18 protein-coding genes are annotated in these 19993 nt (G+C 72.9%); 11 read left to right on the top strand and 7 right to left on the bottom strand.

Features of this window, described 5'->3' with window-relative positions; translation table 11 throughout:
• Positions 1-45: 45 nt before the first annotated feature.
• Positions 46-5049: a DNA-binding protein gene (locus QC283_RS06675; RefSeq protein WP_443032559.1), complete on the bottom strand. Its 5004-nt coding sequence runs from the start codon at positions 5047-5049 to the stop codon at positions 46-48.
• Positions 5050-5081: 32 nt separating this feature from the next.
• Positions 5082-5966 carry a DUF4132 domain-containing protein gene (locus QC283_RS06670; RefSeq protein ID WP_279560427.1) on the bottom strand — a complete coding sequence of 295 codons (885 nt, stop codon included), beginning with the start codon at positions 5964-5966 and terminating at the stop codon, positions 5082-5084.
• A gap of 207 nt (positions 5967-6173) precedes the next feature.
• Here QC283_RS06670 and QC283_RS06665 point away from each other — a divergent pair, with 207 nt between their 5' ends.
• The 3 genes from QC283_RS06665 to QC283_RS06655 are packed head-to-tail and all read left to right on the top strand — an operon-like array spanning position 6174 to position 8373.
• Positions 6174-7247: an aromatic ring-hydroxylating dioxygenase subunit alpha gene (locus QC283_RS06665; protein WP_279560426.1), complete on the top strand. Its 1074-nt coding sequence runs from the start codon at positions 6174-6176 to the stop codon at positions 7245-7247.
• The gene (locus QC283_RS06660) at positions 7244-7438 is read left to right on the top strand and encodes a hypothetical protein (RefSeq protein ID WP_279560425.1); all 195 of its coding nucleotides are present in this window, start codon (positions 7244-7246) and stop codon (positions 7436-7438) included. The genes QC283_RS06665 and QC283_RS06660 overlap by 4 nt, the downstream gene beginning before the upstream one ends.
• A complete protein-coding gene (locus QC283_RS06655; protein ID WP_279560424.1) occupies positions 7435-8373 on the top strand; it encodes a PDR/VanB family oxidoreductase in 939 nt (312 codons plus the stop codon). Before QC283_RS06660 ends, QC283_RS06655 begins: the two co-directional genes overlap by 4 nt.
• Here QC283_RS06655 and QC283_RS06650 read toward each other — a convergent pair.
• Complete coding sequence (locus tag QC283_RS06650) at positions 8324-9169, bottom strand: IclR family transcriptional regulator domain-containing protein (RefSeq protein ID WP_279560423.1); 846 nt, start codon at positions 9167-9169, stop codon at positions 8324-8326. The two genes, QC283_RS06655 and QC283_RS06650, sit on opposite strands and share 50 nt — an antisense overlap.
• Before the next feature lie 250 nt (positions 9170-9419).
• Between QC283_RS06650 and QC283_RS06645 the strand changes: the two genes are divergently transcribed.
• From QC283_RS06645 to QC283_RS06630, 4 genes are read left to right on the top strand one after another with little or no spacing between them, the layout of a single operon-like run.
• On the top strand, positions 9420-10388 hold the full coding sequence (locus QC283_RS06645) for an ABC transporter substrate-binding protein (protein WP_279560422.1): 969 nt from the start codon (positions 9420-9422) through the stop codon (positions 10386-10388).
• Positions 10385-11158 carry an ABC transporter permease gene (locus QC283_RS06640; protein ID WP_279560421.1) on the top strand — a complete coding sequence of 258 codons (774 nt, stop codon included), beginning with the start codon at positions 10385-10387 and terminating at the stop codon, positions 11156-11158. Before QC283_RS06645 ends, QC283_RS06640 begins: the two co-directional genes overlap by 4 nt.
• The gene (locus QC283_RS06635; protein WP_279560420.1) at positions 11155-11934 is read left to right on the top strand and encodes an ABC transporter permease; all 780 of its coding nucleotides are present in this window, start codon (positions 11155-11157) and stop codon (positions 11932-11934) included. The genes QC283_RS06640 and QC283_RS06635 overlap by 4 nt, the downstream gene beginning before the upstream one ends.
• Positions 11931-12770: an ABC transporter ATP-binding protein gene (locus QC283_RS06630; RefSeq protein ID WP_279560419.1), complete on the top strand. Its 840-nt coding sequence runs from the start codon at positions 11931-11933 to the stop codon at positions 12768-12770. The genes QC283_RS06635 and QC283_RS06630 overlap by 4 nt, the downstream gene beginning before the upstream one ends.
• Positions 12771-12784: 14 nt before the next feature.
• Here QC283_RS06630 and QC283_RS06625 read toward each other — a convergent pair whose 3' ends face one another.
• Positions 12785-13444 (bottom strand): MmyB family transcriptional regulator, encoded by a 660-nt coding sequence (locus QC283_RS06625; protein WP_279560418.1) that lies wholly within the window; start codon positions 13442-13444, stop codon positions 12785-12787.
• A gap of 231 nt (positions 13445-13675) precedes the next feature.
• Between QC283_RS06625 and QC283_RS06620 the strand changes: the two genes are divergently transcribed.
• The 3 genes from QC283_RS06620 to QC283_RS06610 all read left to right on the top strand — a co-directional run bounded on the left by QC283_RS06620 (position 13676) and on the right by QC283_RS06610 (position 15278).
• Complete coding sequence (locus tag QC283_RS06620; protein WP_279560417.1) at positions 13676-14332, top strand: helix-turn-helix domain-containing protein; 657 nt, start codon at positions 13676-13678, stop codon at positions 14330-14332.
• A gap of 32 nt (positions 14333-14364) precedes the next feature.
• Positions 14365-14904: a toxin-antitoxin system, toxin component gene (locus tag QC283_RS06615; protein WP_279560785.1), complete on the top strand. Its 540-nt coding sequence runs from the start codon at positions 14365-14367 to the stop codon at positions 14902-14904.
• Between the two features lie 137 nt (positions 14905-15041).
• Positions 15042-15278, top strand: coding sequence for a hypothetical protein (locus tag QC283_RS06610; RefSeq protein ID WP_279560416.1), 237 nt, complete (start codon positions 15042-15044; stop codon positions 15276-15278).
• A gap of 103 nt (positions 15279-15381) precedes the next feature.
• Here the strand turns inward: QC283_RS06610 and QC283_RS06605 are convergent, their stop codons facing one another.
• Complete coding sequence (locus QC283_RS06605) at positions 15382-16062, bottom strand: 4'-phosphopantetheinyl transferase family protein (RefSeq protein WP_279560415.1); 681 nt, start codon at positions 16060-16062, stop codon at positions 15382-15384.
• Entirely contained in the window at positions 16059-16928 is an 870-nt protein-coding gene (locus QC283_RS06600) for a metallophosphoesterase family protein (protein WP_279560414.1), read from the bottom strand. The genes QC283_RS06605 and QC283_RS06600 overlap by 4 nt, the downstream gene beginning before the upstream one ends.
• Positions 16929-17211: 283 nt before the next feature.
• On the opposite strand from QC283_RS06600, the gene QC283_RS06595 reads away from it, so the two are divergent.
• On the top strand, positions 17212-18399 hold the full coding sequence (locus tag QC283_RS06595) for an ATP-grasp domain-containing protein (protein ID WP_279560413.1): 1188 nt from the start codon (positions 17212-17214) through the stop codon (positions 18397-18399).
• Positions 18400-18447: 48 nt separating this feature from the next.
• Here QC283_RS06595 and QC283_RS06590 read toward each other — a convergent pair whose 3' ends face one another.
• Positions 18448-19785: a 6-phospho-beta-glucosidase gene (locus tag QC283_RS06590; RefSeq protein WP_279560412.1), complete on the bottom strand. Its 1338-nt coding sequence runs from the start codon at positions 19783-19785 to the stop codon at positions 18448-18450.
• Positions 19786-19993: the final 208 nt, after the last annotated feature.

The following is a 19993-nucleotide window of genomic DNA, read 5'->3' as shown; positions in this document are numbered from 1 at the left end:
CGGCGACCGTCCCCTCTCCTGGTGGTACTCGGTGACTGACGGAACTCAGCGGCGGCGCTTGCGCGGTCGCGGCACCTCCAGTGCCTCCAGTTGCGGCCCGTCCCCGTCCAGGACCCGCTGCCAGGCCTCGCGGTACAGACCGGCGACGGGCCGGGTGGGTACGACGACGCCCAGTACGGGGCTCTCACCGTGGAGCAGGTCGTACATCGGCAGCTTCCACCGCTCCAGCGGCAGGTGCGGATTGGCGAACTGTGCCCAGCCGCCGGGCAGGAACAGCGAACGTCCGGCCTTGGAGCGGTTGCCCTCGACCACGAGGTCGGTGGCCGCGAGTTCGGCGCGGGCGGCGCGGAGCCGGGCCGTTCCGCCGCGCTGCTTCCCCCAGCCGGTCCAGCGCGCGGTGTTGCGGTCGGTGGGGTCCGGCATGGCGAGCAGCATCAGGTAGAGGACGGCGGCGTCCGCGCCGACGCCGCACCGCTCGGTCACCTCTTCGACCAGGTCGGGCACGGACCGGGCGGGGTCCTGCGGCCACCACAGCCCGTCCGCGTCGCGCTCGCCCGCCACCGGGTTCCCGGGGTCGGCGAGCAGCTCGGCGAAGAGCCGGTCGTGGACCAGGCGCAGGGCCCTTGTGACGACGGTCGGCCGTTGACCGGGGAACAGCGCCGCCATGTGGGGGTCGTTTCCGGCCGGGTCGAGCAGGGCGGTCCGCAGGGCGGCGTACGGCATGGAGCCGGCGACGCCCAGCACGACCGCGCCGTGGCGTTCGAAGCCGTCGCCGGTCTCCGTGGGGTCGCCGGCGGCCAGGCGGTACGCCTCCAGGTCGAGATTCCCGCCGAGTGCGAGCAGCAGTCCCGGGTGAGCCAGCCGGTCGCGTATCGCGGTCAGCACTGAGGGCAGGACGGCCCGCATCGGGTCGCCGGACGGGAGGCGGTGGGCCAGCCACGCGGCCAGGGGTACCGCTGTCTTCAGCGCGCGGTCGTCGAAACCGACCGTGCCTTCGGCCGATACGGGACAGTAGTTGCCCGCCGTCCACGTCAGGTCCTTGCTCAGCCGTGGTTCGGCGCTCACGTCGAGGAAACCGCGCAGTGCCTCGCCCGGTGCCCAGCCCTGTGACTCCACGGTGCGGGCGGCGTCGTGGAGTACGTCCTCGGGGACGGGTACGCGCCGGCCCAGCCGCTCGTTCCAGACCTCGGCCGCCGCGGCCACGTCGGGGCCGTCCGTCCACAGCCGGGACGGCTCGGTGGGCAGCAGCGCCGCCACGACGGCCCGCAGGGCGCCGATGTCGAGGGACCTCAACTCGTCCTTGGCCACGCGGGCGTCGGCCGACTTCACACCGATCACCTTGAGGGTCGTCGGGGGCACGGCCTCGCGCTTGTCGTCGATCTGCGGCATACCGGCGAGCACCAGCCGGGCCGTGGTCGGGGTGAGACCCGTGAGCCGGGCGAACTCCTCGGCGGCCTCGGGGCGCCAGGGCGCGGGGCCGCGCTCGGCGAGCTCGGCCCGGAAGGCGGCGACCCAGCCGGGGGCCCGCGTCGGCTCCGGGACGAACGGTTCCTCGGAGACCGGTGTGTAGGGGGCGGGTGTCTCGAACCGGCCGGACGGGTCGTGGTGGATCGCGCCGTAGTGCCGGCCCCTGATCTCGTGGTGGCCGTACTGGTGGACGAACCGGTACCAGTCGTCGGGGAAGACGAGGAACGCGCCCGCGCCCAGGTCGAGGACGGTCTCGTCCGTGTAGCCCCGCACGGCGTCGGGCCCCTCGAAGAGGCTGGTCTCCAGACACAGCCGGACGCGGCGCCAGTGGCGGGGGTCCAGCTCCGTCAGCTCCCGCGCGTCCAGTTCCTCAAGGAAGGCGTCCAGGGCCCGCCGGTGTTCCTCCACGGTGGACTCCGAGGCGGCCCGCAGTGCCAGTACGGCGGGCAGTTCGGGCAGGGCCAGCGCGTTCAGGTGCTCCAGCGGTCCCTGTTCGGGCAGGGACAGGTGCGCGGTGCCCGCGGCGGCGGGTTCGGCCAGGCCCTTCATGGACCGGAAGAGCAGTTGCGGCAGCTCGAAGATGCAGTGCCGGAAGTCGTAGTACCCGCGTGCGTCGCGCTCGGTCAGACCGACGCCGTTCAGCGCCGAGGCGAGCAGCCGGTCGCCGAGCGCGGGGCGTGGCTTGACGGGGGTGGCACCCTCGATCTCCAGGTCGAGCCGGGCGCGCGCCGCGTCCAGGACGCGCTGCTGCTCGGCGGCGAACCGCACCACTCCGGTGATGCCCGCGCGCAGCGCCTCGTGGCCGACCTGCGGCAGCAGCTTTTGGATCAGAGCGGGCACCGCCTCCGGGTCCTCCGTCTCGTCCCCGGCCTGCGCCATGACCGCTTCCAGGAGCGCCGCCGCGGTGTCCTCGCCGATCCGGCGAAGGGCCATGGACCCCTGCGGGTCGCGGGGCTGGAGCAGATGCCAGTAGCGAACCGGCGGGAGCAGGGCGGTGCCCGCGGTGAAGGGGCCGGCCTTGTGGCCCGAGAGGGCGGCGAGCACCGATCCGCGCGGGTCGCGCAGTTCGATGTCGCGTCCCTTCCGGGTCACGGCCACCGGCCGGTCGGCGCCGGGGAACAGCAGTGCGTGGTCGAGGCTCCACCTCGCTCCGGGCGGCACGACGACCGAGCGTCCGGTCAGGTCCTCGCCCTGCTTCGAACCGTCGGGCAGCGTGACCACACGCCAGCCGAGCACCCCGTCCACCGGGGCGCACATCGGGCCGGGCGCGGCCAAGAGGGCGGGCCGCAGCCACGCGGTGTCGAGGGTGCTGCCCTCCGGCGCGGTGCGCAGGGCGTCGTCGAACCAGTCCGGTGCTCCGGCCTCGCCCACCGTGTCGCCGACCGGGTCGTACTCCCGCCAGCCGTACCGTCCGTCCTCGGTCTGCTCCCTGGCCCACACCCAGTACGAGACGCCGTCGCCGACGACCAGCCGCATGCCCGGTACGAAGGCGTCCCCCCGGCGCAGCACTCCGCGGCCGCTGGTCCGGCCGCCACCGGGCAGGGGCAGGGACACGGGAGAGAAGCCCCCGTTGACGCCGTTGTCCCCGTTCACGTCGCACGGGTGGGAGGAGTAGGTGGAGCCCTCGACCATCACGCGGGGCGAGGCGGTGGTGCCGTCGTGCCAGTATCCCTCCCAGTCGGACGCGCCGGTCGAGCGCCAGTAGACGAACAACGCGCCGTCGACGTACTGGTAGCAGACCGTCCAGGGCCGGTCCCGGCCGTCCGTCAGGCGCGGCTCACACGCGAGCACCGTGCCTTCCGCCCCGATCACCCGGACCTCCGGCCCCGACAGCACGATGAGGTACGGCCAGCTGTCGGTGACCCTGACGCGCGGCTCCTCGTCGCGCGACGCGGCGGACCGCAGGGCCTCCTCCCATGCGGGCCAGCCCAGTTCGTCGAGGACGCCGGTGCGCAGGGTGCGGGCCAGGGCGGGTGCGACGCCGGTGGCCAGGGCTTCCCGTACCTCGTCGGCGGCGACGGCCAGCACCTCTCCGGGCAGCCAGGACAGTGTGTGCAGAGCGCCGGAGTAGCCGGAGAACTCGGCCAGTTCGCTGGTGAGGTACTTCCGGCTGATCTCTTCCACCCAGGTGGCGAGCATCGGTCGTCCGCCGGGAGACCGGGCCAGGTTGACGACGGTCTGCTCGCTGTAGCCGTGGTCCGAGTCGGGGCAGCTGTACCGGAACGCCGGATGGAAGCGGGCGTCGGCCGCCAGCGCGAGGAGATCCCGCCGGTGCTCGCAGGCCGCCCAGTTGTGCAGGTGGAGCCACCGGTCCTCGCCGGGATCCGCCACCGGTACGCGCAGGGCCAGAAGCTGGTCGAGCAGGTTGACGTCGCCGCCGGGGGGCTGCAGGGCGTCCCCGTGGGCGTGGAGTTCGGCACGCAGCACGTCGGCCATGCGGTCGACCAGCGGGTACAGTTCCGGCGGCGCGGTGTGTCTCCGGTCGGTGTCGCACAGGGCCAGGAATCTGCGGGTCCATCCGACCGTGCCGTCGGGGGAACGCTCCTCGGCGGGCAGCGTGGCGTCGCACAGCCCGGCGGTGGCCCCGGACTTCTCCAGCAGGTCGATCCACTGAGGCAGTTCGTCCCGCTCCCACTGGGTGGGCAGCAGCCCCAGCAGTGTGCCGCGGACGGCGGGCTCCCGCCGGGTCAGTTCCAGCAGGGCGGCCCGGTGGGCCTTCCACCAGCCGGTCGGTGCCTTGGCCGTGCCGGGCAGCGGCAGTATCTCGCGGAGGTAGGTCATCTCCTCGGCGAGCGCGTTCCCGCCCGCGACCGCCTTCGCCAGCCGCCGCAGGTCGGCCGCGCCCGGACTCGACGGCGGGACGCCGTGCGCGGCGAGCCGGACGAAGAGCCCGCGCAGGTGCCGGTAGGCCGCCCTGGCCGGTACGCGGGACGACAGGCCCTTGGCGTAGCTGGAGAGGATCTTCGTCGGTACGGCACCGGCCAGGGCGAACTCGAGGAACACCGCGTCCATGCGCGCCTCGTCGAAGGGCAGCCCGTGTGCCGTCTCGGCCTTGCGGGCGTTGACGAACATCTGGGACGCGTACGCCGTCTGGTCGGCGCCCAGGAACACCCGGCCGGCCTGTTCGTAGAAGGTCGGCAGGAAGTGCGGTACGGATCCGGCGAGGCGTTCGCCGATCGACTCGTAGGTGGCGCGGGCCTTCTTCGCCCGGGATCTGACCATCCGCGCGACCTTGTCCATCTCCTCGACCAGGGACATCGCCAGGTGGCCGTCCGAGGGATGCCGGACCAGCACCCATTCGGGGAAGCCCATGGCCCGGTGCTGCCCGACACCGACCTCCACCGGGTCGCCCAAGGGTTCGAGTCCGAGGAAGCCCGTGCCGGTGCTCTCGGTCCGGTCCTCGGCGATCAGGCGCACCACGGTCCGGCCCTCCAGCGCCGGATGCCGGTAGGCCCGGGTGAACACGGGCACGGCCCGGTCGCCTCCCCCGGCGGTGCCGGGCGGCAGCACCGCACCGGCACGCAGCAGTTCCTCCGTCTTCGCCGCCGCCCTGTCCCGTGTCGTCCCGTCGCTCATGCTCATGTGCCTTTCCTGGGTGGGCGTACCGCTGCCGTTCACTCGGCGCCGTCCGTGGTCACGGTGCGGCCGGCGTGCAGGGCCGCGGCCATGCGCATGCCCTCGGACCAGGCCACGGGGCCGACCTCGGTCAACGGGAGGTTCCGGCCGGGCCCGTCCTCGTCGCTCCAGGTCAGGTCGCCGGTCCAGGCCTGTTCCTCGGTGTAGGGATCGCTCATGCCGACCGTGGCGGTGATGACCCGTCCGGCGTCCCGGATCCGGTCGACGACGCCGCTGCCGGAGATCCGGTAGCCGAGGGACGTGGCACGGGAGGAGAGGTGGAACCACGAGCGGTACTCGGCGTCGGCGAACTCGGTGACCGCGTGCGCCCCGAGGTCGATCCCCTCTGGTTTGCGCCAGGTGGCGCGGTGGATCTGCTCGACACCCTGCACCACGCCCAACTCAGCGGCGAATACGCGGAGTTCGTCAAGATCGGAGAGGAGGACCGGGTGCGGCATGGTCACCGTCCGGGCCGCCAGGCGGACGGTCTCGCCGTCCAGATTCACCACCCGCAGTCCGCCCGAGTCGTCCGCGTCGCGCAGAAAGCCGACGTCGCCCGGGCCGTCACCGACGACGACGATGTCGCGGAGCGCCGCCTGCCATGCCTCGTCGGGCCAGACCCGCGCCAGCAGCGCGGCCGGCACGGGCAGTGAGGACACCATCCAGTCGCCCACCTGTGCCGCGCACTCGGCCGCGTGCCGGTCCAGCCACTCGGCGAAGCGCTGGAGTTCGACGACCTCGGGACGGTCCCGGATCTCCGCCGGCAGGGCTCTGCCCCGCTCGCCCTCCTGCCCGGCCGGGGACGTCCCCGACGCGGCCCGGGCCACCACCCGCCCCTCCACCAACGCGACTTCGTAGGTGCCGCCCGCTGCCAGCCAACCCATAGGTTCTTCGCCTCTCCCACCACTCGGAACACGGCACGGCGCAGCAGACGGCCCTGATCGGCGCGCCCCGCGGTGACGTTGGCGAAAGACTAGGGGCACCCACCGACAGTCCCGCCCGATCCCCTTCCGTGAGACGGAAGAAGCGTTGCCGGGCCGTGCCGTCCTCCCCGACGATGCCCTCACCCACGACGGACGGGAGCCGCAACGATGCCGCACATGACCGCCTTCGCCAGGAACCAGTGGTACGTCGCCGCCTACAGTCAGGAGGTCGGCCGCGAGTTGCTGGGACGCACGGTTCTCGGTGAGCCGCTCGTCCTCTACCGCACCGAGGAGGACGGCACCCCGGTCGTCCTGCACGACCGCTGCGTGCACCGCCGCTACCCGCTGTCCGAGGCACCGACGCGGCTGGACGGCGACCGGATCGTGTGCGGCTACCACGGGTTCACGTACGACACGACCGGGACCTGCGTGTACGTGCCGGGTCAGAAGCGCGTTCCGCGTACCGCCCGCGTCGCCTCCTACCCGGTGGCCGAGCGGGACTCCCTGGTGTGGGTGTGGATCGGCGACCCGGCCCTGGCCGACCCCGGGGCCGTCCCGCGCGCCCCGCACCTGGACTCCCCCGGCTGGGTCACGGTCCGGGGCATGGAGCCGATCGACGCCGACTACGGGCTGCTGGTCGACAACCTCCTCGACCTCTCCCACGAGACATACCTGCACGGCGGCTACATCGGCACGCCCGGGGTCGCCGAGACGCCGATCACCACGGAGGTCGACGAGGGCGCCGGGATCGTACGGGTGAGCCGGCACATGGACGACGCCGAGTGCCCGCCGTTCTACGCCAGGTCCACCGGCATCAGGGGGCGCATCGACCGGTGGCAGGACATCGAGTACCACGCGCCCTGTCTGTACCTGCTGCACAGCCGGGTCGCCCCGACCGGTGTGGTGCCCGAGGCGGACGGCAGCGATCCGAACGGCTTCCACACCGAGATCACCTACGCCATCACACCGTCCGGCGACGGGAAGGTGTACGACTTCTGGGCCCTCTCGCGTGACTGGGCGACGGACGACACCGAGGTCACCGAGTTCCTGCGGAAGAACAACCGCACGGTCGTCATGCAGGACGTCGACGCGCTCAACCTGCTCCAGCGCACGCTCGGCTCCGAGCGCACCGGCTACCAGGAGCTGAGCATCAACATCGACACCGGCGGCCTGGCCGCCCGCCGCATCCTCGCCCGGCTGGCCGAGGAGGGCGACAAGCCCGTCGAACGGGCGGCCCGATGAGCGGGCGCACCGGCGAGGTGTACCGCGTCGACTGGCTGCCGGGCACCGACGTCCTGCACGGCACCTGCCACTGCGGCGCCGAGCACACCGCCGAGGACCCCGTCACGATGTGGGACTGGATGCTCGCCCACCCGCGAGGCCACTCCCGGGTACACCCGCGAGTCCACCACTCCCCCGGAAACGGCTCATGATCCCGTACGAAGACGAACTCGTCGTAGAACGCCGGGGGATGGCGGCCGACGGCGTGCTCTTGCTCGCCCTGCGTCATCCGCTGGGCCGACCGCTGCCCGCCTGGGAGCCGGGCGCCCACATCGACGTCGTCCTCGGACCGGACCTGGAGCGGCAGTACTCCCTGTGCGGCGACCCGGCCGACCGGGCCGTGTGGCGGATCGCCGTACTGCGCGAGGCCGCGGGGCGCGGAGGATCCGCGTACGTCCACGACGAGTTGAGGACCGGCGACAAGGTCCGGGTACGAGGACCGCGCAACCACTTCCGGCTGGACCCGGCAGCCCGCTACCGCTTCGTCGCCGGCGGCATCGGCATCACCCCGATCCTGCCCATGCTGGCCGCCGCCGAGGAGGCGGGCGCCCGGTGGAGCCTGCTCTACGGCGGGCGGACACGGGACACCATGGCGTTCACCGAGCGGTTGGAGCGGTACGGCGACCACGTGACGATCGTCCCCGAGGACGAGTCCGGGCTGCTGGACCTCGCCTCCGTGCTCGACGACGTGCCCGAGGGGACCCTCGTCTACTGCTGCGGGCCCGGGCCGCTGCTGGACGCGGTCGAGGCGCGCTGCCCGGCCGGGATCCTGCGCGTGGAGCGGTTCCGCCCGAAGGAGGCGGAGCCGAGCGGCACGGACACGGAGTTCGAGGTCGTCCTCGCGCGCGGCGGGCGCACGGTCACCGTCCCGCCCGGCGTCTCCGTCCTGGACGCCGTCCGCGCAGCCGGCGTCGAGGTGCTCCACTCGTGCACGGAGGGCACCTGTGGCACCTGCGAGACCGACGTCGTCGAGGGCGACCCGGACCACCGGGACTCGGTACTGACCGACGCGGAACGGGCCGCCGGGGAGACCATGCTCATCTGCGTGTCCCGCTGTCGTGGCCGGCGGCTCGTGCTGGACCTGTGACGCCCTGACCCGCGATGCCCTGACCGGTGATCCTGAGGTCCGCGTCGATCCGGGTGACGGTGGCCAGGAGGTACGGCAGCAGGTCCCGGCGTACGGACTCCAGGGAGGTGCGGCCGGCGTGCACCGCGATGTTCACGCCGGCCACCACCTCGCCGTCCCGGTCCCGCACCGGCGCGGCGACGGATCTGAGGCCGTCCTCCAGTTCCTGGTCGACGAGCGCGTAACCCTGGCGCCGCACCCTGCGCAGTTCCGCGCGCAGGGCGTCCGCCGAGGTGAGGGTGCGGGCGGTGTGCGGGCGCAGGTCGGCACGGGCGAGCCGGGATTCGGTCTCGGTGTCCGGCAAAGCGGCGAGGATCACCCGCCCCACGGAGGTGAGGTGCGCCGGGAAGCGGGTGCCGACCGTGATCGACGCGGTCATGATGCGGCTGGTCGGGACACGGGCGACGTACACGACGTCGTCGCCGTCCAGGACGCACAGCGAGGACGACTCCCGTACCTGCGCGACGAGTCGCTCCAGGTGCGGTTCGGCGATCTGCGGCAGCGTGAAGCCGGCCAGGTAGGAGTAGCCGAGCTCCAGCACGCGCGGGGTGAGGCGGAAGAGCCGGCCGTCGGTGTGCACGTAGCCGAGGTCGGCCAGGGTGAGCAGGAAGCGGCGGGCCGCCGCGCGGGTCAGCTCGCAGGCGCGGGCGACCTCGCTCAGGGTCAGCGCCGGGTGGTCGGCGTCGAAGGCCCGGATGACGGCGAGGCCCCGTTCGAAGGACCTGACGAAGTGCGGTGCGCGGGCTGCATCGGGCATCTGGCCTCCGGCAAGAGCCTCACGGCAGGACGTGCGGCACGAACGGCCGTACGCAGGGCGCACGCTACGAGTGCGCGTCCCGCACTGTCAACGATGCCCGGTTGAACGGTCAACGGCCCATATCGACAGGGGCATTGACCTGGCCTCGCGCGGGCCCTACGTTCCCGCTGAACACGTTCTCGCTGAGCACAACCGTGCTGTCCGCGCACAGCCTGTCGGAGTACCTGGTCCGGTCCCACAGGGGGAGTTCATGCGTCGTCTGTTCGTCGGCCTCACGGCCGTGTCCGTCCTGGCCGCCGCGACGGCTTGCGGCTCGTCCGGTTCCGGAGGGTCGGACGACGCCGGTTCGTCCGGCGGCACCACCGAGGTCGAGGTGGGCCTGATCCCCATCGTCGATGTCGCGCCCCTGTACCTCGGCCAGAAGAAGGGCTTCTTCGAGAAACGCGGGCTGAAGCTGTCCTTCTCCAGCGCGCAGGGCGGCGCGGCGATCGTGCCCGGGGTGGTCAGCGGGCAGTTCGAGTTCGGTTTCAGCAACATGACGTCCTTGATGATCGCCCAGTCCAACAACGTGCCCGTCAAGGCGGTGGCGAACGGCATCGCCTCGACCGGCGTGGTGGGCGAGGACTTCGAGGCGCTCACCGTCAAGGGCGACAGCCCGATCACGTCGGCGAAGGAGCTGGAGGGCAAGAAGGTCGCCATCAACACGCTGAAGAACATCAACGAGACCGCGGTACGGGCCTCGGTCGGCGCCGCGGGCGGCGACCCCGACAAGGTGGACTTCGTCGAGCTGGCCTTCGACCAGATGCCGGCCGCGCTCGACGGCGGACGGATCGACGCGGCCATGGTGGTGGAACCGGCACTGGCCACCATCAAGAACCAGGGCGGCCGGGAGATCGCCTCCCCCATGGTCGACATCGCACCGAAACTGACGGTCGCCATGTACTTCACCTCCACCCGGTACGCGCAGGAGAACCCGGAGGTGGTGAAGAAGTTCCAGGAGGCCACCGCCGAGTCCCTCGCGTACGCCGACACCCACCCCGACGAGGTCCGCGAGATCGTCACCACGTACACCAAAATCCCCGCGGATGTGCTGGCGAAGGTGACCCTGCCGAAGTGGCCGGTCGAACCGAACCGCTCCTCCCTCATCGCACTGGGCAAACTCGGTTACGCGGACGGCCTGTTCAAGCGGTCCCCCGACCTGGACGCGCTGCTGCCGTGAAGGGGGCGAACGCCGCGCTGGGCGCGGCCGGCCTCGCGGCCTTCCTCGCCCTCGGCGAGGCGGTACCGCGCCTCGGCCTGGTCGAGGAGGAGTACTTCCCGCCGACCAGCCGCATCGCCGACGCGCTCGCCACGGAGGTCGCGGACGGCGCCTTCTGGACCGCGCTCGGCGACACCCTCACCGGCTGGGCGCTGGGCCTGACCCTCGCGGTCGGCGCCGGGATCGTCGTCGGGGTGCTCCTGGCGGTGGTGCCGTACCTGCGCGAGGCGACGGCGTCCACGATCGAGTTCCTGCGCCCGATCCCGTCGGTCGCGCTGATCCCGCTGGCGGTGCTGCTGTACGGCACCGAGCTGGGTTCGGTACTGCTCCTGGTCGTGTACGCCGCCTTCTGGCAGGTGCTGATCCAGGTCCTGTACGGCGTCCAGGACGTCGACCCGGTCGCCGAGGAGACGGCGCGGTCGTACGGTCTGGGCGCCTGGGCGCGGGTCCGGCACGTGCTGTGGCCGACCGCGCTGCCGTACGTCATGACCGGGGTGCGCCTCGCGGCGGCCGTCGCGCTGATCCTCGCCATCACCGCCGAACTCGTCATCGGCGCCCCCGGGCTGGGCGCCCGGATCGCCGTCGCGCAGACCTCGCAGGCCGTGCCGGAGATGTACGCGCTGATCGTCGTCGCCGGTCTGCTCGGACTGCTGATCAACGTGGGTGCCCGGTCGGTGGAGCGACGGGCGCTGGCCTGGCACCAGTCGGTGCGCGGGGAGGTGGCGGTGTGAGGCGCGTACTGCTGCGGCTGGTGTACGTACTCGCGCTGCCCGCCGTGCTGGTGGCCGTCTGGTGGGCGTCCTCGGCCGGCAGCGAGGACGTGTACTGGCCGCCGCTCGGCACGGTCCTGGAGACCTTCCCGGACGTGTGGACCGGCGAACGGTGGCGCGGTGACGTACTGCCCAGCATGCTCAGGCTCGCGGCGGGCTACTCGCTCGCGGCCGTCGCCGGCGTCGCGCTCGGCACGCTCATCGGCTCCTGTCGGTGGGTGCGGGCGGTGTGCGAGCCGGTACTGGAGTTCCTGCGGGCCGTGCCGCCACCGGTCCTCGTGCCGGTGATCATGCTGTTCGCGGGCATCGGCGACACGATGAAGATCGTCGTCATCGCCACCGGCTGTGTGTGGCCGGTGCTGCTCAACACGGTCGAGGGGGTGCGGGCCCTCGACGCGGTGACGGCCGAGACGGCCCGCTCCTACGGCATCACGGGCGTCGCGTGGCTGCGGCACGTGGTGCTGCGGGCGGCGAGCCCGCAGATCTTCGCGGGGCTGCGCCAGGCCCTGTCGATCGGGATCATCCTGATGGTGATCAGCGAGATGTTCGCCGCGAGCAACGGGCTCGGTTTCACCATCGTGCAGTTCCAGCGCTCCTTCGCCATCCCCGCCATGTGGACCGGCATCCTGCTGCTCGGTCTGCTCGGCTTCGTGCTCTCGGTCCTCTTCCAGCTGGTCGAGCGGCGGGCACTCGCCTGGTACCACGGCCTGCGCGCCGCCGCCCGGCGGCCTGGATGAAGCTTCTGAAAGGGCGGTCCATGCTCGACGTACGCGGTCTGAGGAAGGTGTACGAGGGATCGGGACGGCGCGTCGAGGCGGTGCGCGACCTGACCTTCACCGTGGCGGCCGGAGAACTCGTCTGCCTGGTGGGTCCGTCCGGCTGCGGCAAGACGACGCTGCTGAAGTGCGTGGGCGGACTGCTCGACCCGACGGCCGGCGAGGTGTACCTGGCCGGACGGAAGGTGACCGGTCCGCCGCCCGGCATGGCGTTCGTCTTCCAGGAGTACGGACGCAGCCTGTTCCCGTGGATGCGGGTCGGCGAGAACGTCGAACTCCCCCTGAAACAGAAGGACCTGAGCAAGGCGCGGCGCCGGGAGCTGGTCACGGACGCTCTCGCCTCGGTCGGCCTCGCGGACGCCGCCGGGGCGTATCCGTGGCAGCTGTCCGGAGGCATGCAGCAGCGGGTGGCCATCGCGCGTGCGCTGGCGTACGAGCCCGAGGTGCTGCTGATGGACGAGCCGTTCGCGGCGGTCGACGCGCAGACCCGCGCCGAACTGGAGGACCTGGTGCGGCGGCTGTGGCGGGAGCGCGGGATCACCGTCCTGTTCGTCACCCATGACATCGACGAGGCCGTCTACCTGGGCGAACGCGTGGTCGTGCTGTCCGCTTCCCCCACCGTCGTGCGGGAGCAGCTCGAGGTCGACCTGCCGACCGAACGGGACCAGGCGCATACGCGGGTGGCCCCGCGCTTCGCCGAGCTGCGCACCCATGTGTACGAGCAGATCCAGGCGGCGAAACGCGGTGCGGCCCAGCCGGTCAAGACGGACGCGCCGCCACCTCACGGGCCTGGGTGACCGCGCGCGGCGGGTCACTCGGGGGCGGGCACCACTCTCAGGTGGGCGGCGCCGCGGCGGGGGCGCGCGGGGCGGTGCGGAGTGCGGCGCGGCTCGCGCAGCACCAGCGTCAGCCGGGTGTAGCCCAGCTCCTCCAGCGCCCGGGGGCTTTCGACCACGACGCGGCACTCGGTGTCGCCCCAGCGCGGATCGGGGTGGTGCAGCGGCCGTACGGCACCGTCGTGTTCGACGGCCTCCGCGCCGACGGCCCGGATCCAGTGCGGCAGGCCCTGGCGGTAGGCGGCCTCCATGATCGGGTCCTGGGCGATCTCGCGCCGGACGGCCTGCAGGCCGGCGTCGTGGCCGTGCCGCTCCAGGGCGGCGGCGAAGTGCGCCAGCATGGGCAGGCACCAGCTGGACTCGTGCTCACCGAGCACCGCGGACGCGTCCGGGTGGAAGAGGACGAACCTGAGGAAGTTGTCGCCCGGCATGGCCGTCGGGTGCGGTCCGGTCCCCCGGAAGAGTGTCCGGAAGGCACCGTTGGCCAGCACCACGTCCCAGCGGTGGTCGACGACGAGGGAGGGGAAGGGGAGGGCGTCGAGGAGCGTGGTGTAGTCCTGGAGGTACGCCTGGGCCTCGGGGGTCGCGGGGGCGGGCCGCGGCGCCGGCCGCTGCCCTCCTGCCTGAAATGCCATCGGGAGGTCACCCCTCTTGCCTATGCGGCCTTCTCGCGGCGTCCCGATCCTGGTGCCCCGACAGAGGCGTGTCAACTATCGTGGCATTTCGTGCCTGTTCACGGCTGAAATTGGCCACAGTTGTGGCGAGACCTGGATGTGAGTTCGAACCGCAGGCTACTCTCCGGGAAGTTCACGGCAACCGCTTGTGAGAAGCCTGTGAGGCCTGTGAGAGACGTAGGAGAGCTGTCGGTGACGGATGGCTTCGAGGGTCCGGGTGCCATGCCGACGACCGCGCTGCCGGCCGTCGTCGCCCGCGTCACCGCACTCGCGAACCGGCTCGGCGTACCGCACACCGAGGTCTTCGACGTCGGCCGTCTGTCCGCCGCCTCCGGCGTCCCCGAGCCCGTGCTGGGAGCCCTGCTGGGCGGCCGGGCGGCGGGTGAACCCGACGTACAGGCCCGGTTCGTGCAGCGCCTGGACCTGCTGCGCCGTACCCGGCTGAAGCCGAACGGCCGCAGGTACACCCAGCAGGAGATCGCCGACGGCGCCGGCATGTCCCGGCAGCAGGCGGGCGCCCTCATCAACGGCGACCGCCGGCCCACCATGGAGCACTGCGACGCCATCCAGCGCTTCTTCCGGGTGCACGCCGGATTCCTCACCGCCGAGGACCCCGAGGCGCTCGCGGGCGCCCTGCAGCGCACCGAGCAGGAGCTGCTGCAGCAGCTCGCCGACCGGGAGCGGGAGGCGGCGGCCGCCGACGGCGACCCGCTGGAGCGGCTGTTGCAGGACCACGGCGTGCGCGGAATCGCCTGGCGGGCCGCCCAACTGCCCACCGACCAGCACCGCGACAAGGTCGCCGAGTGGCTGGACATGCTCCTGGAGAGCGTCAAGCGGCCCGAGTCGTGAGCCTGGGGAGAAACGTGGGCATCGGTAAGGAGATGCGCCGCCTGTGCGGCGAGTTGGTCAGGGAGCTGACGCTTCCCGCCCCGGCGCGGCCCGCCGAGCTGCACACGGCGCTGTGCGAGGCGATGAGCAGGCGGCGGGGCCGTCCGGTGCTGTTCCGCATGGCCGCCTTTCCGCCCGGGACCGCCAGCGGCCTGTGGCTCGACATGGCCGACCAGGACCTGGTCGTCGTCGAGGAACGCACCGCGCCCGATCACCAGTTGGTCATCCTGGGGCACGAGCTGTGGCACATGACGGCGGGGCACCGCGGCCACCACGTCGAGGGCACGGCGGTCGCGGCCCGGCTCCTCGCCGGGGACGGCCCGGACCGGGACGACGAGGCACTGCGCGCGACGGTACGCGCGGTCGCCGCGCGTTCCCGCTTCGACCTCGCCGACGAGAAGGAGGCAGAGGCCTTCGGGCTGCTGCTGGCCAGCAAGTGCCGGACGTGGCTGGCCGGTTCCTCGCTGCGCGGGCCGGTGCGGCGGGACCACCTGGCGGGGCGGATCGGCGCGTCGCTGGGCTACCTGGGCTGATGACTCGATCGGGCTGTCGCGGGCCGCGTACGGGGCGCGGCTCGGCGGGATTGTCAGTGGTGGGCGGCAAGCTGGGAGTGTGCCGCCGCTGTGCGGGGGCGCGTGACCGCTGACGTCGTTGTGGGGAGAGCCGACCGATGACCACCGCCGTACTGACCGACCACGAGCGCACCGCCGTTCAGGCCTACCTGCGGCTCCTGCACACCGTGCGGGCCGGTTTCGACACCGCGGCGGGACCGGAGGGCGCCGCTCGTCCGCCCGTCGTACCGCCCTCCGTACTGGCCGAGGCGGAGGAGGCGCTCAAGGCCGCGGGACTCGCGGGCAACGAGGAGGAGTTCTTCCGGCTGCTGCGGAGCTGGTGTCCCCGGCCGTGACGCGGGGCCCGGCACTCCTTGCTCCGGCGCGCGGAGGGCGCCGCCGGGCAGGGCGGGCGGCGGACAGCGCGGGCGGCGGGAACCACCGGCGGTGCCGGAAGGCTCAGGTGTGCGGGACCGCGACCGCCGTGGCGATCAGACCGTGCCGGGAGGTCCAGCGGCCGTCGAAGTGGGTCAGGCGCCGTCCCCGCACGGTCGGTCCCGGCACCAGGAGGGCGGCGCGCAGGGTGCCGCGGCGCGGATCGACGGGGTCCGCGGAGATCTCGATGGCGGCCTCCGTGAAGTCCAGCCACTGCCCGGTGAGGGGGAACCACGCCTTGTAGACCGACTCCTTGGCGCTGAAGAGCAGCCGGTCCCAGTGGACGCCGGGACGCTCGTCGGCCAGCCGGCGCAGCCGCTCCGCCTCGACGGGCAGGGCCACGCCGGGCAGGATTCCGTCCGGGAGCGGCGCGTCGGGTTCCGCGTCGATGCCGAGGGAGGCGAGGTCGGTGACGCGGACCAGGGCGGCGGCACAGTAGCCGTCGCAGTGGGTCATGCTGCCGGTGAGGCCCTCCGGCCAGCGCGGCGCCCCGCTCTCGCCGGTCAGCACGGGCTGCGCGGGCACGCCGAACTTCTCCATGGCCCGGCGGGCGCAGGACCGGACGGCGGTGAACTCCCGCCGGCGCTTGGCGACCGCCCGTGCCATCAGTGCCTCCTCCTCGGGGTAGAGGGGCAGGTGCCCGGCGTCGTCGTGGCCGTGCGCCTCCACGGCGACGACCGTGTCGGGCAGCAACTCCTCGATCACCGGTCCACCTCCTGTCTCGACGGCGACGGCAGGATACGGCGCGGCCGTCCCGGAGGTTCGTTCCGCCTGCGCCACTCGCGGGGGTAGCCCACCGACACCTCCTCGAAGCGGACACCCTCGTGCCAGGTGGTCCGCGGGATGTGGAGATGCCCGTAGACCATGGTGTCGACCCGGAACCTCCGGTGCCAGTCGGCGGTCAGGCGGGTACCGCACCACATGGCGAACTCGGGGTACCACAGGACGTCGGTGGGGTGCCGGTCCAGCGGGTAGTGGTTGACCAGGATTGTCGGCAGCCCGGCGGGGAGGGCGGCGAGCCTGCCCTCGGTCTCGGCGACCCGCGCCCGGCACCACGCCTCGCGGCTGGGGTACGGGTCGGGATGGAGCAGGAACTCGTCGCTGCACACGACGCCCGTGCCGTCGGCGTACGCCAGTCCCTCGTCCTTGGTCGCGCATCCGGCGGGCAGGAACGAGTAGTCGTAGAGCAGGAACAGCGGTGCGACGACCACCGGGCCGCCGGCTCCGTGCCACACGGGGTACGGATCCTCGGGTGTCGTCACGCCCAGCTCGCGGCACATCTCGACGAGGTGCTCGTAGCGGGCGGCCCCGCGGAGGGTGACGGGGTCCTTGGGGTGGGTCCACAGTTCGTGGTTGCCGGGGGCCCAGACGACCCGGCGGAAGCGGTCCGCGAGGGTGCCGAGGGCCCAGCGGATGTCGGCGACCGTCTCCGCCACGTCGCCGGCCACCAGGAGCCAGTCGTCGTCACAGCCGGGGCGCAGCTCCTCGACCAGGGCGCGGTTCTCCGGGTAGCCGATGTGCAGGTCGCTGATGCCCCACAACTGCCCCGCGCCACCGACCGTCGATGTCATCCCCACCCCTTCCGGACGCGCGCTCGACGTCACGAGATCACATCCCGGGCTCGGGTCACAAGGACGGCTCGCCCCCGGACCAGGACCCCCGGCCCCCGGCCCCCGTGGCAGCGCTGGTGCGTCCGGGCGACGCGCTTTGCGTTCGGAGGCGGGGGACCCCCTATGATCGGCCCAACACCACCGCCACGATTCCCTCCGCGCAGGGCGGCTTGGTGTCCCTCCAACCCCCCGGCCGGGCACGGCCCCGCTTCGCCCTGCCCGCGAACCGTGAAAGGCGGCCCGCATGGTTTCTCCCGTACGCGTATGGCTCAATCGCACGTACGCGGAGAACGTCTTCTTCATGGATCAGCTGCGGAGGAATCCCGCCGACCGGGCCGTCGAGATCCATGCCACGCACGGCGACCCGGACTCCCCCGTACTGGCCGCCGCGGACACCGCCGACCTGGAGCCGGAGGGCCTGTCCCCGGGCGGTTACGTCGAGTACGCCCTGGACCAGTGCGCGCGGCGCGGCATCGACGTGTTCGTGCCCCGGCTGCACCAGGCCGCGGTCGTGGCCCACCGCGCCGAGTTCGAGGCGGCCGGTACGGCGCTGCTCGCGCCGCCGCCGGAGGCGGTGGCCGTCTTCCAGGACAAGGTGATCGCCTACGAGGCGGTACGGGCCGTCGGCGTCCCGGTGCCTCCGTGGTGGCGGGTCCGCACGGCCCAGGAACTCGTCTCCGCCGTCGAGGAGCTGGAGGCGCAGGGCCACCAGGCGTGCTTCAAACCGGCGTCCGGCGCGGGCGGCGTGGGCTTCCGGATGATCACCCGGGATCCCTTCTCCCTCACGCACCTGAGCGGCTTCCCGAGTCCGTCCGTGCCGCTGCGCATGGTCGTCGAGGCGCTGCGGGAGGCACAGGAGCCGGTCGACTGGCTGGTGATGCCTCGGCTGGAACAGCCGGAGGTCTCGGTGGACTGCCTGACGGGGCCCGACAACCGGGTACGGCTGGCCGTGGGCCGCACCAAGAACGGCCGCCGCCGCGGGTTCACGCTCCATGAGCGGTGGCTGGCGCCGGCACGGCGGATCGCCGAGGTGTTCGGGCTGCACCACCTGTCCAACGTGCAGTTCCGGATGTACGGCGACCGGCCCGTCCTGATGGACGTCAACACCCGCCCGGCCGGAGGGCTGCACCAGCTGGCGCTGTGCGGGATCAACGTGCCGTGGGCCGCGGTCCGGCTGGCCCTCGGTGACGACCCGGGCGAGCTGACGCCGCCTTTCCTGGGCCAGGACTACACGGTGTTGTCCGGACCGCGCCCGCTGCGGCCCGTGGCCCTGCCCCACCAGCGCGCGGACCTCCCCGCCACGCCGGCTCCGGCTCCGGCTCCCGCGTCCGCGTCCGCGTCCGCGTCCGCGAAGTATCCGGCGGCCACCGCACCGGCCGTCGGCCCGATCGCCGCCACCGCACCGGACCCGGCCGCCGGAACTCCCGCGTAGGACGACGCGCGAGGGCCGGCCGCCCGGCGGCCCCCGAGCGGCCTCCGTCTACCTCAGATACCCCAGGCCCGGATGGACCGCCGTGTATCCGTCCACCAGGCGGTGGGCGACGTTGACCGAGTCGACCAGGGGGTGCAGGGCGAAGGCGCGTACCGCTGCCGCGCGGGAGCCGGAGTCGGCCGCCGCCAGGACCTCGCGCTCCACCGCCTTGACCGAGCAGACCAGGCCGGTGGCGTGCCCCGGCAACGGGTCCACGGCCACCGGGTGGGCGCCGTTGGCGTCGACCAGGCACGGCACCTCGATCACGGCGTCGGCGTCGAGGACCGACAGCGTGCCGCGGTTGCGGACGTTGAGGATGAGCGTGGTGCGCTCGTCCCGGGCGACGGCCCGCATCAGCGCCAGCGCCACCTTCTCGTAACCGCCGGACAGGTCGTCGGCCTCGCGTTCGCCCGCGCCCGCGGTCTCCCGGTTCTCCGCCATGTAGGTGGCCTCGCGTTCGGCACGGGTGCGGTCCCAGGCCGCCAGGGCCGGGGCCTCGGGGCGGCGCATCTCGTCGTAGAAGCGGGCCTGCTGGTCGCGCAGGAAGGCGCCGCGGGTCCGGTCCGCCTCCTGGTAGGCGCGGACCGTCTCCCGGTTGAAGTAGTAGTAGTGCAGGTACTCGTTGGGGATCGCGCCCAGGGAGCGCAGCCACTCGGGGCCGAAGAGCCGGCCCTCCTCGAAGGAGCCGAGCAGCGCCGGGTCGGCGAGCAGCCGCGGGAGTTCGTCGCGGCCGGCGACGCGCAGACCGCGGACCCAGCCGAGGTGGTTGAGGCCGACGTAGTCGATCCAGGCCCGGTCCGGGTCGGCACCCAGCACGCGGGCGACGCGCCGGCCCAGGCCGACCGGCGAGTCGCAGATGCCGATGACGCGGTCGCCGAGGTGCCGGGACATCGCCTCGGTGACCAGACCGGCCGGGTTGGTGAAGTTGATGACCCAGGCGTCCGGCGCCAGCCGGGCCACCCGGCGTGCGATGTCCACGGCGACCGGGACGGTGCGCAGGCCGTACGCGACGCCGCCCGCGCCGACCGTCTCCTGCCCGAGGACGCCCTCGGCGAGCGCCACCCGCTCGTCGTCGGCCCGGCCCTCCAGACCTCCGACGCGGATCGCGGAGAAGACGAAGTCGGCACCGCGCAGCGCCTCGTCCAGGTCGGTGGTGGCGGTCACCTCGGGAGCGTCGGGCACCCCGGCGGCCCGCTCGGCCAGTACCCGGGTCACCGCGGAGAGCCGGGCCGTGTCGACGTCGTGCAGGACGACGTCGGTCACCCGTCCCTCCGCCCGGTCCCCGAGGAGCGCCCCGTACACGAGCGGCACCCGGAATCCGCCGCCGCCCAGAATCGTCAGCCTCACGCCCGCACCCTTCCCTCACCCGGCCCGACTTCCGCCTGGCGCCGATCATGGCACGCCCGGCCGGCCGGGCGCAGGACCGTGCCCTCCCCGCGATGACCGGCGGCGGCCCACGCCCGGACCCCTGTGCCGGGCCCCTGTTCCGGGCCCGGCGGGCGCCGTACGCTCGGCCCGACAACCCGCCCCACCCCACCCCACCCCGCCAAGCCAC

Source organism: Streptomyces sp. DH41 (assembly GCF_029813785.1).
Classification (GTDB): domain Bacteria; phylum Actinomycetota; class Actinomycetes; order Streptomycetales; family Streptomycetaceae; genus Streptomyces.
The sequence above is the reverse complement of the archived record's forward strand: the minus strand, read 5'-3'. Positions and strand labels throughout refer to the sequence as shown.

What these genes read in the sequence shown, in the direction of transcription:
- QC283_RS06675 (WP_443032559.1), bottom strand. Translation starts at nt 5,049, where the DNA reads ATGAGCATGAGCGACGGGACGACACGGGACAGGGCGGCGGCGAAGACG.
- QC283_RS06670 (WP_279560427.1), bottom strand. Translation starts at nt 5,966, where the DNA reads ATGGGTTGGCTGGCAGCGGGCGGCACCTACGAAGTCGCGTTGGTGGAG.
- QC283_RS06665 (WP_279560426.1), top strand. Translation starts at nt 6,174, where the DNA reads ATGCCGCACATGACCGCCTTCGCCAGGAACCAGTGGTACGTCGCCGCC.
- QC283_RS06660 (WP_279560425.1), top strand. Translation starts at nt 7,244, where the DNA reads ATGAGCGGGCGCACCGGCGAGGTGTACCGCGTCGACTGGCTGCCGGGC.
- QC283_RS06655 (WP_279560424.1), top strand. Translation starts at nt 7,435, where the DNA reads ATGATCCCGTACGAAGACGAACTCGTCGTAGAACGCCGGGGGATGGCG.
- QC283_RS06650 (WP_279560423.1), bottom strand. Translation starts at nt 9,169, where the DNA reads ATGCCCGATGCAGCCCGCGCACCGCACTTCGTCAGGTCCTTCGAACGG.
- QC283_RS06645 (WP_279560422.1), top strand. Translation starts at nt 9,420, where the DNA reads ATGCGTCGTCTGTTCGTCGGCCTCACGGCCGTGTCCGTCCTGGCCGCC.
- QC283_RS06630 (WP_279560419.1), top strand. Translation starts at nt 11,931, where the DNA reads ATGAAGCTTCTGAAAGGGCGGTCCATGCTCGACGTACGCGGTCTGAGG.
- QC283_RS06625 (WP_279560418.1), bottom strand. Translation starts at nt 13,444, where the DNA reads ATGGCATTTCAGGCAGGAGGGCAGCGGCCGGCGCCGCGGCCCGCCCCC.
- QC283_RS06615 (WP_279560785.1), top strand. Translation starts at nt 14,365, where the DNA reads ATGCGCCGCCTGTGCGGCGAGTTGGTCAGGGAGCTGACGCTTCCCGCC.
- QC283_RS06610 (WP_279560416.1), top strand. Translation starts at nt 15,042, where the DNA reads ATGACCACCGCCGTACTGACCGACCACGAGCGCACCGCCGTTCAGGCC.
- QC283_RS06600 (WP_279560414.1), bottom strand. Translation starts at nt 16,928, where the DNA reads ATGACATCGACGGTCGGTGGCGCGGGGCAGTTGTGGGGCATCAGCGAC.
- QC283_RS06595 (WP_279560413.1), top strand. Translation starts at nt 17,212, where the DNA reads ATGGTTTCTCCCGTACGCGTATGGCTCAATCGCACGTACGCGGAGAAC.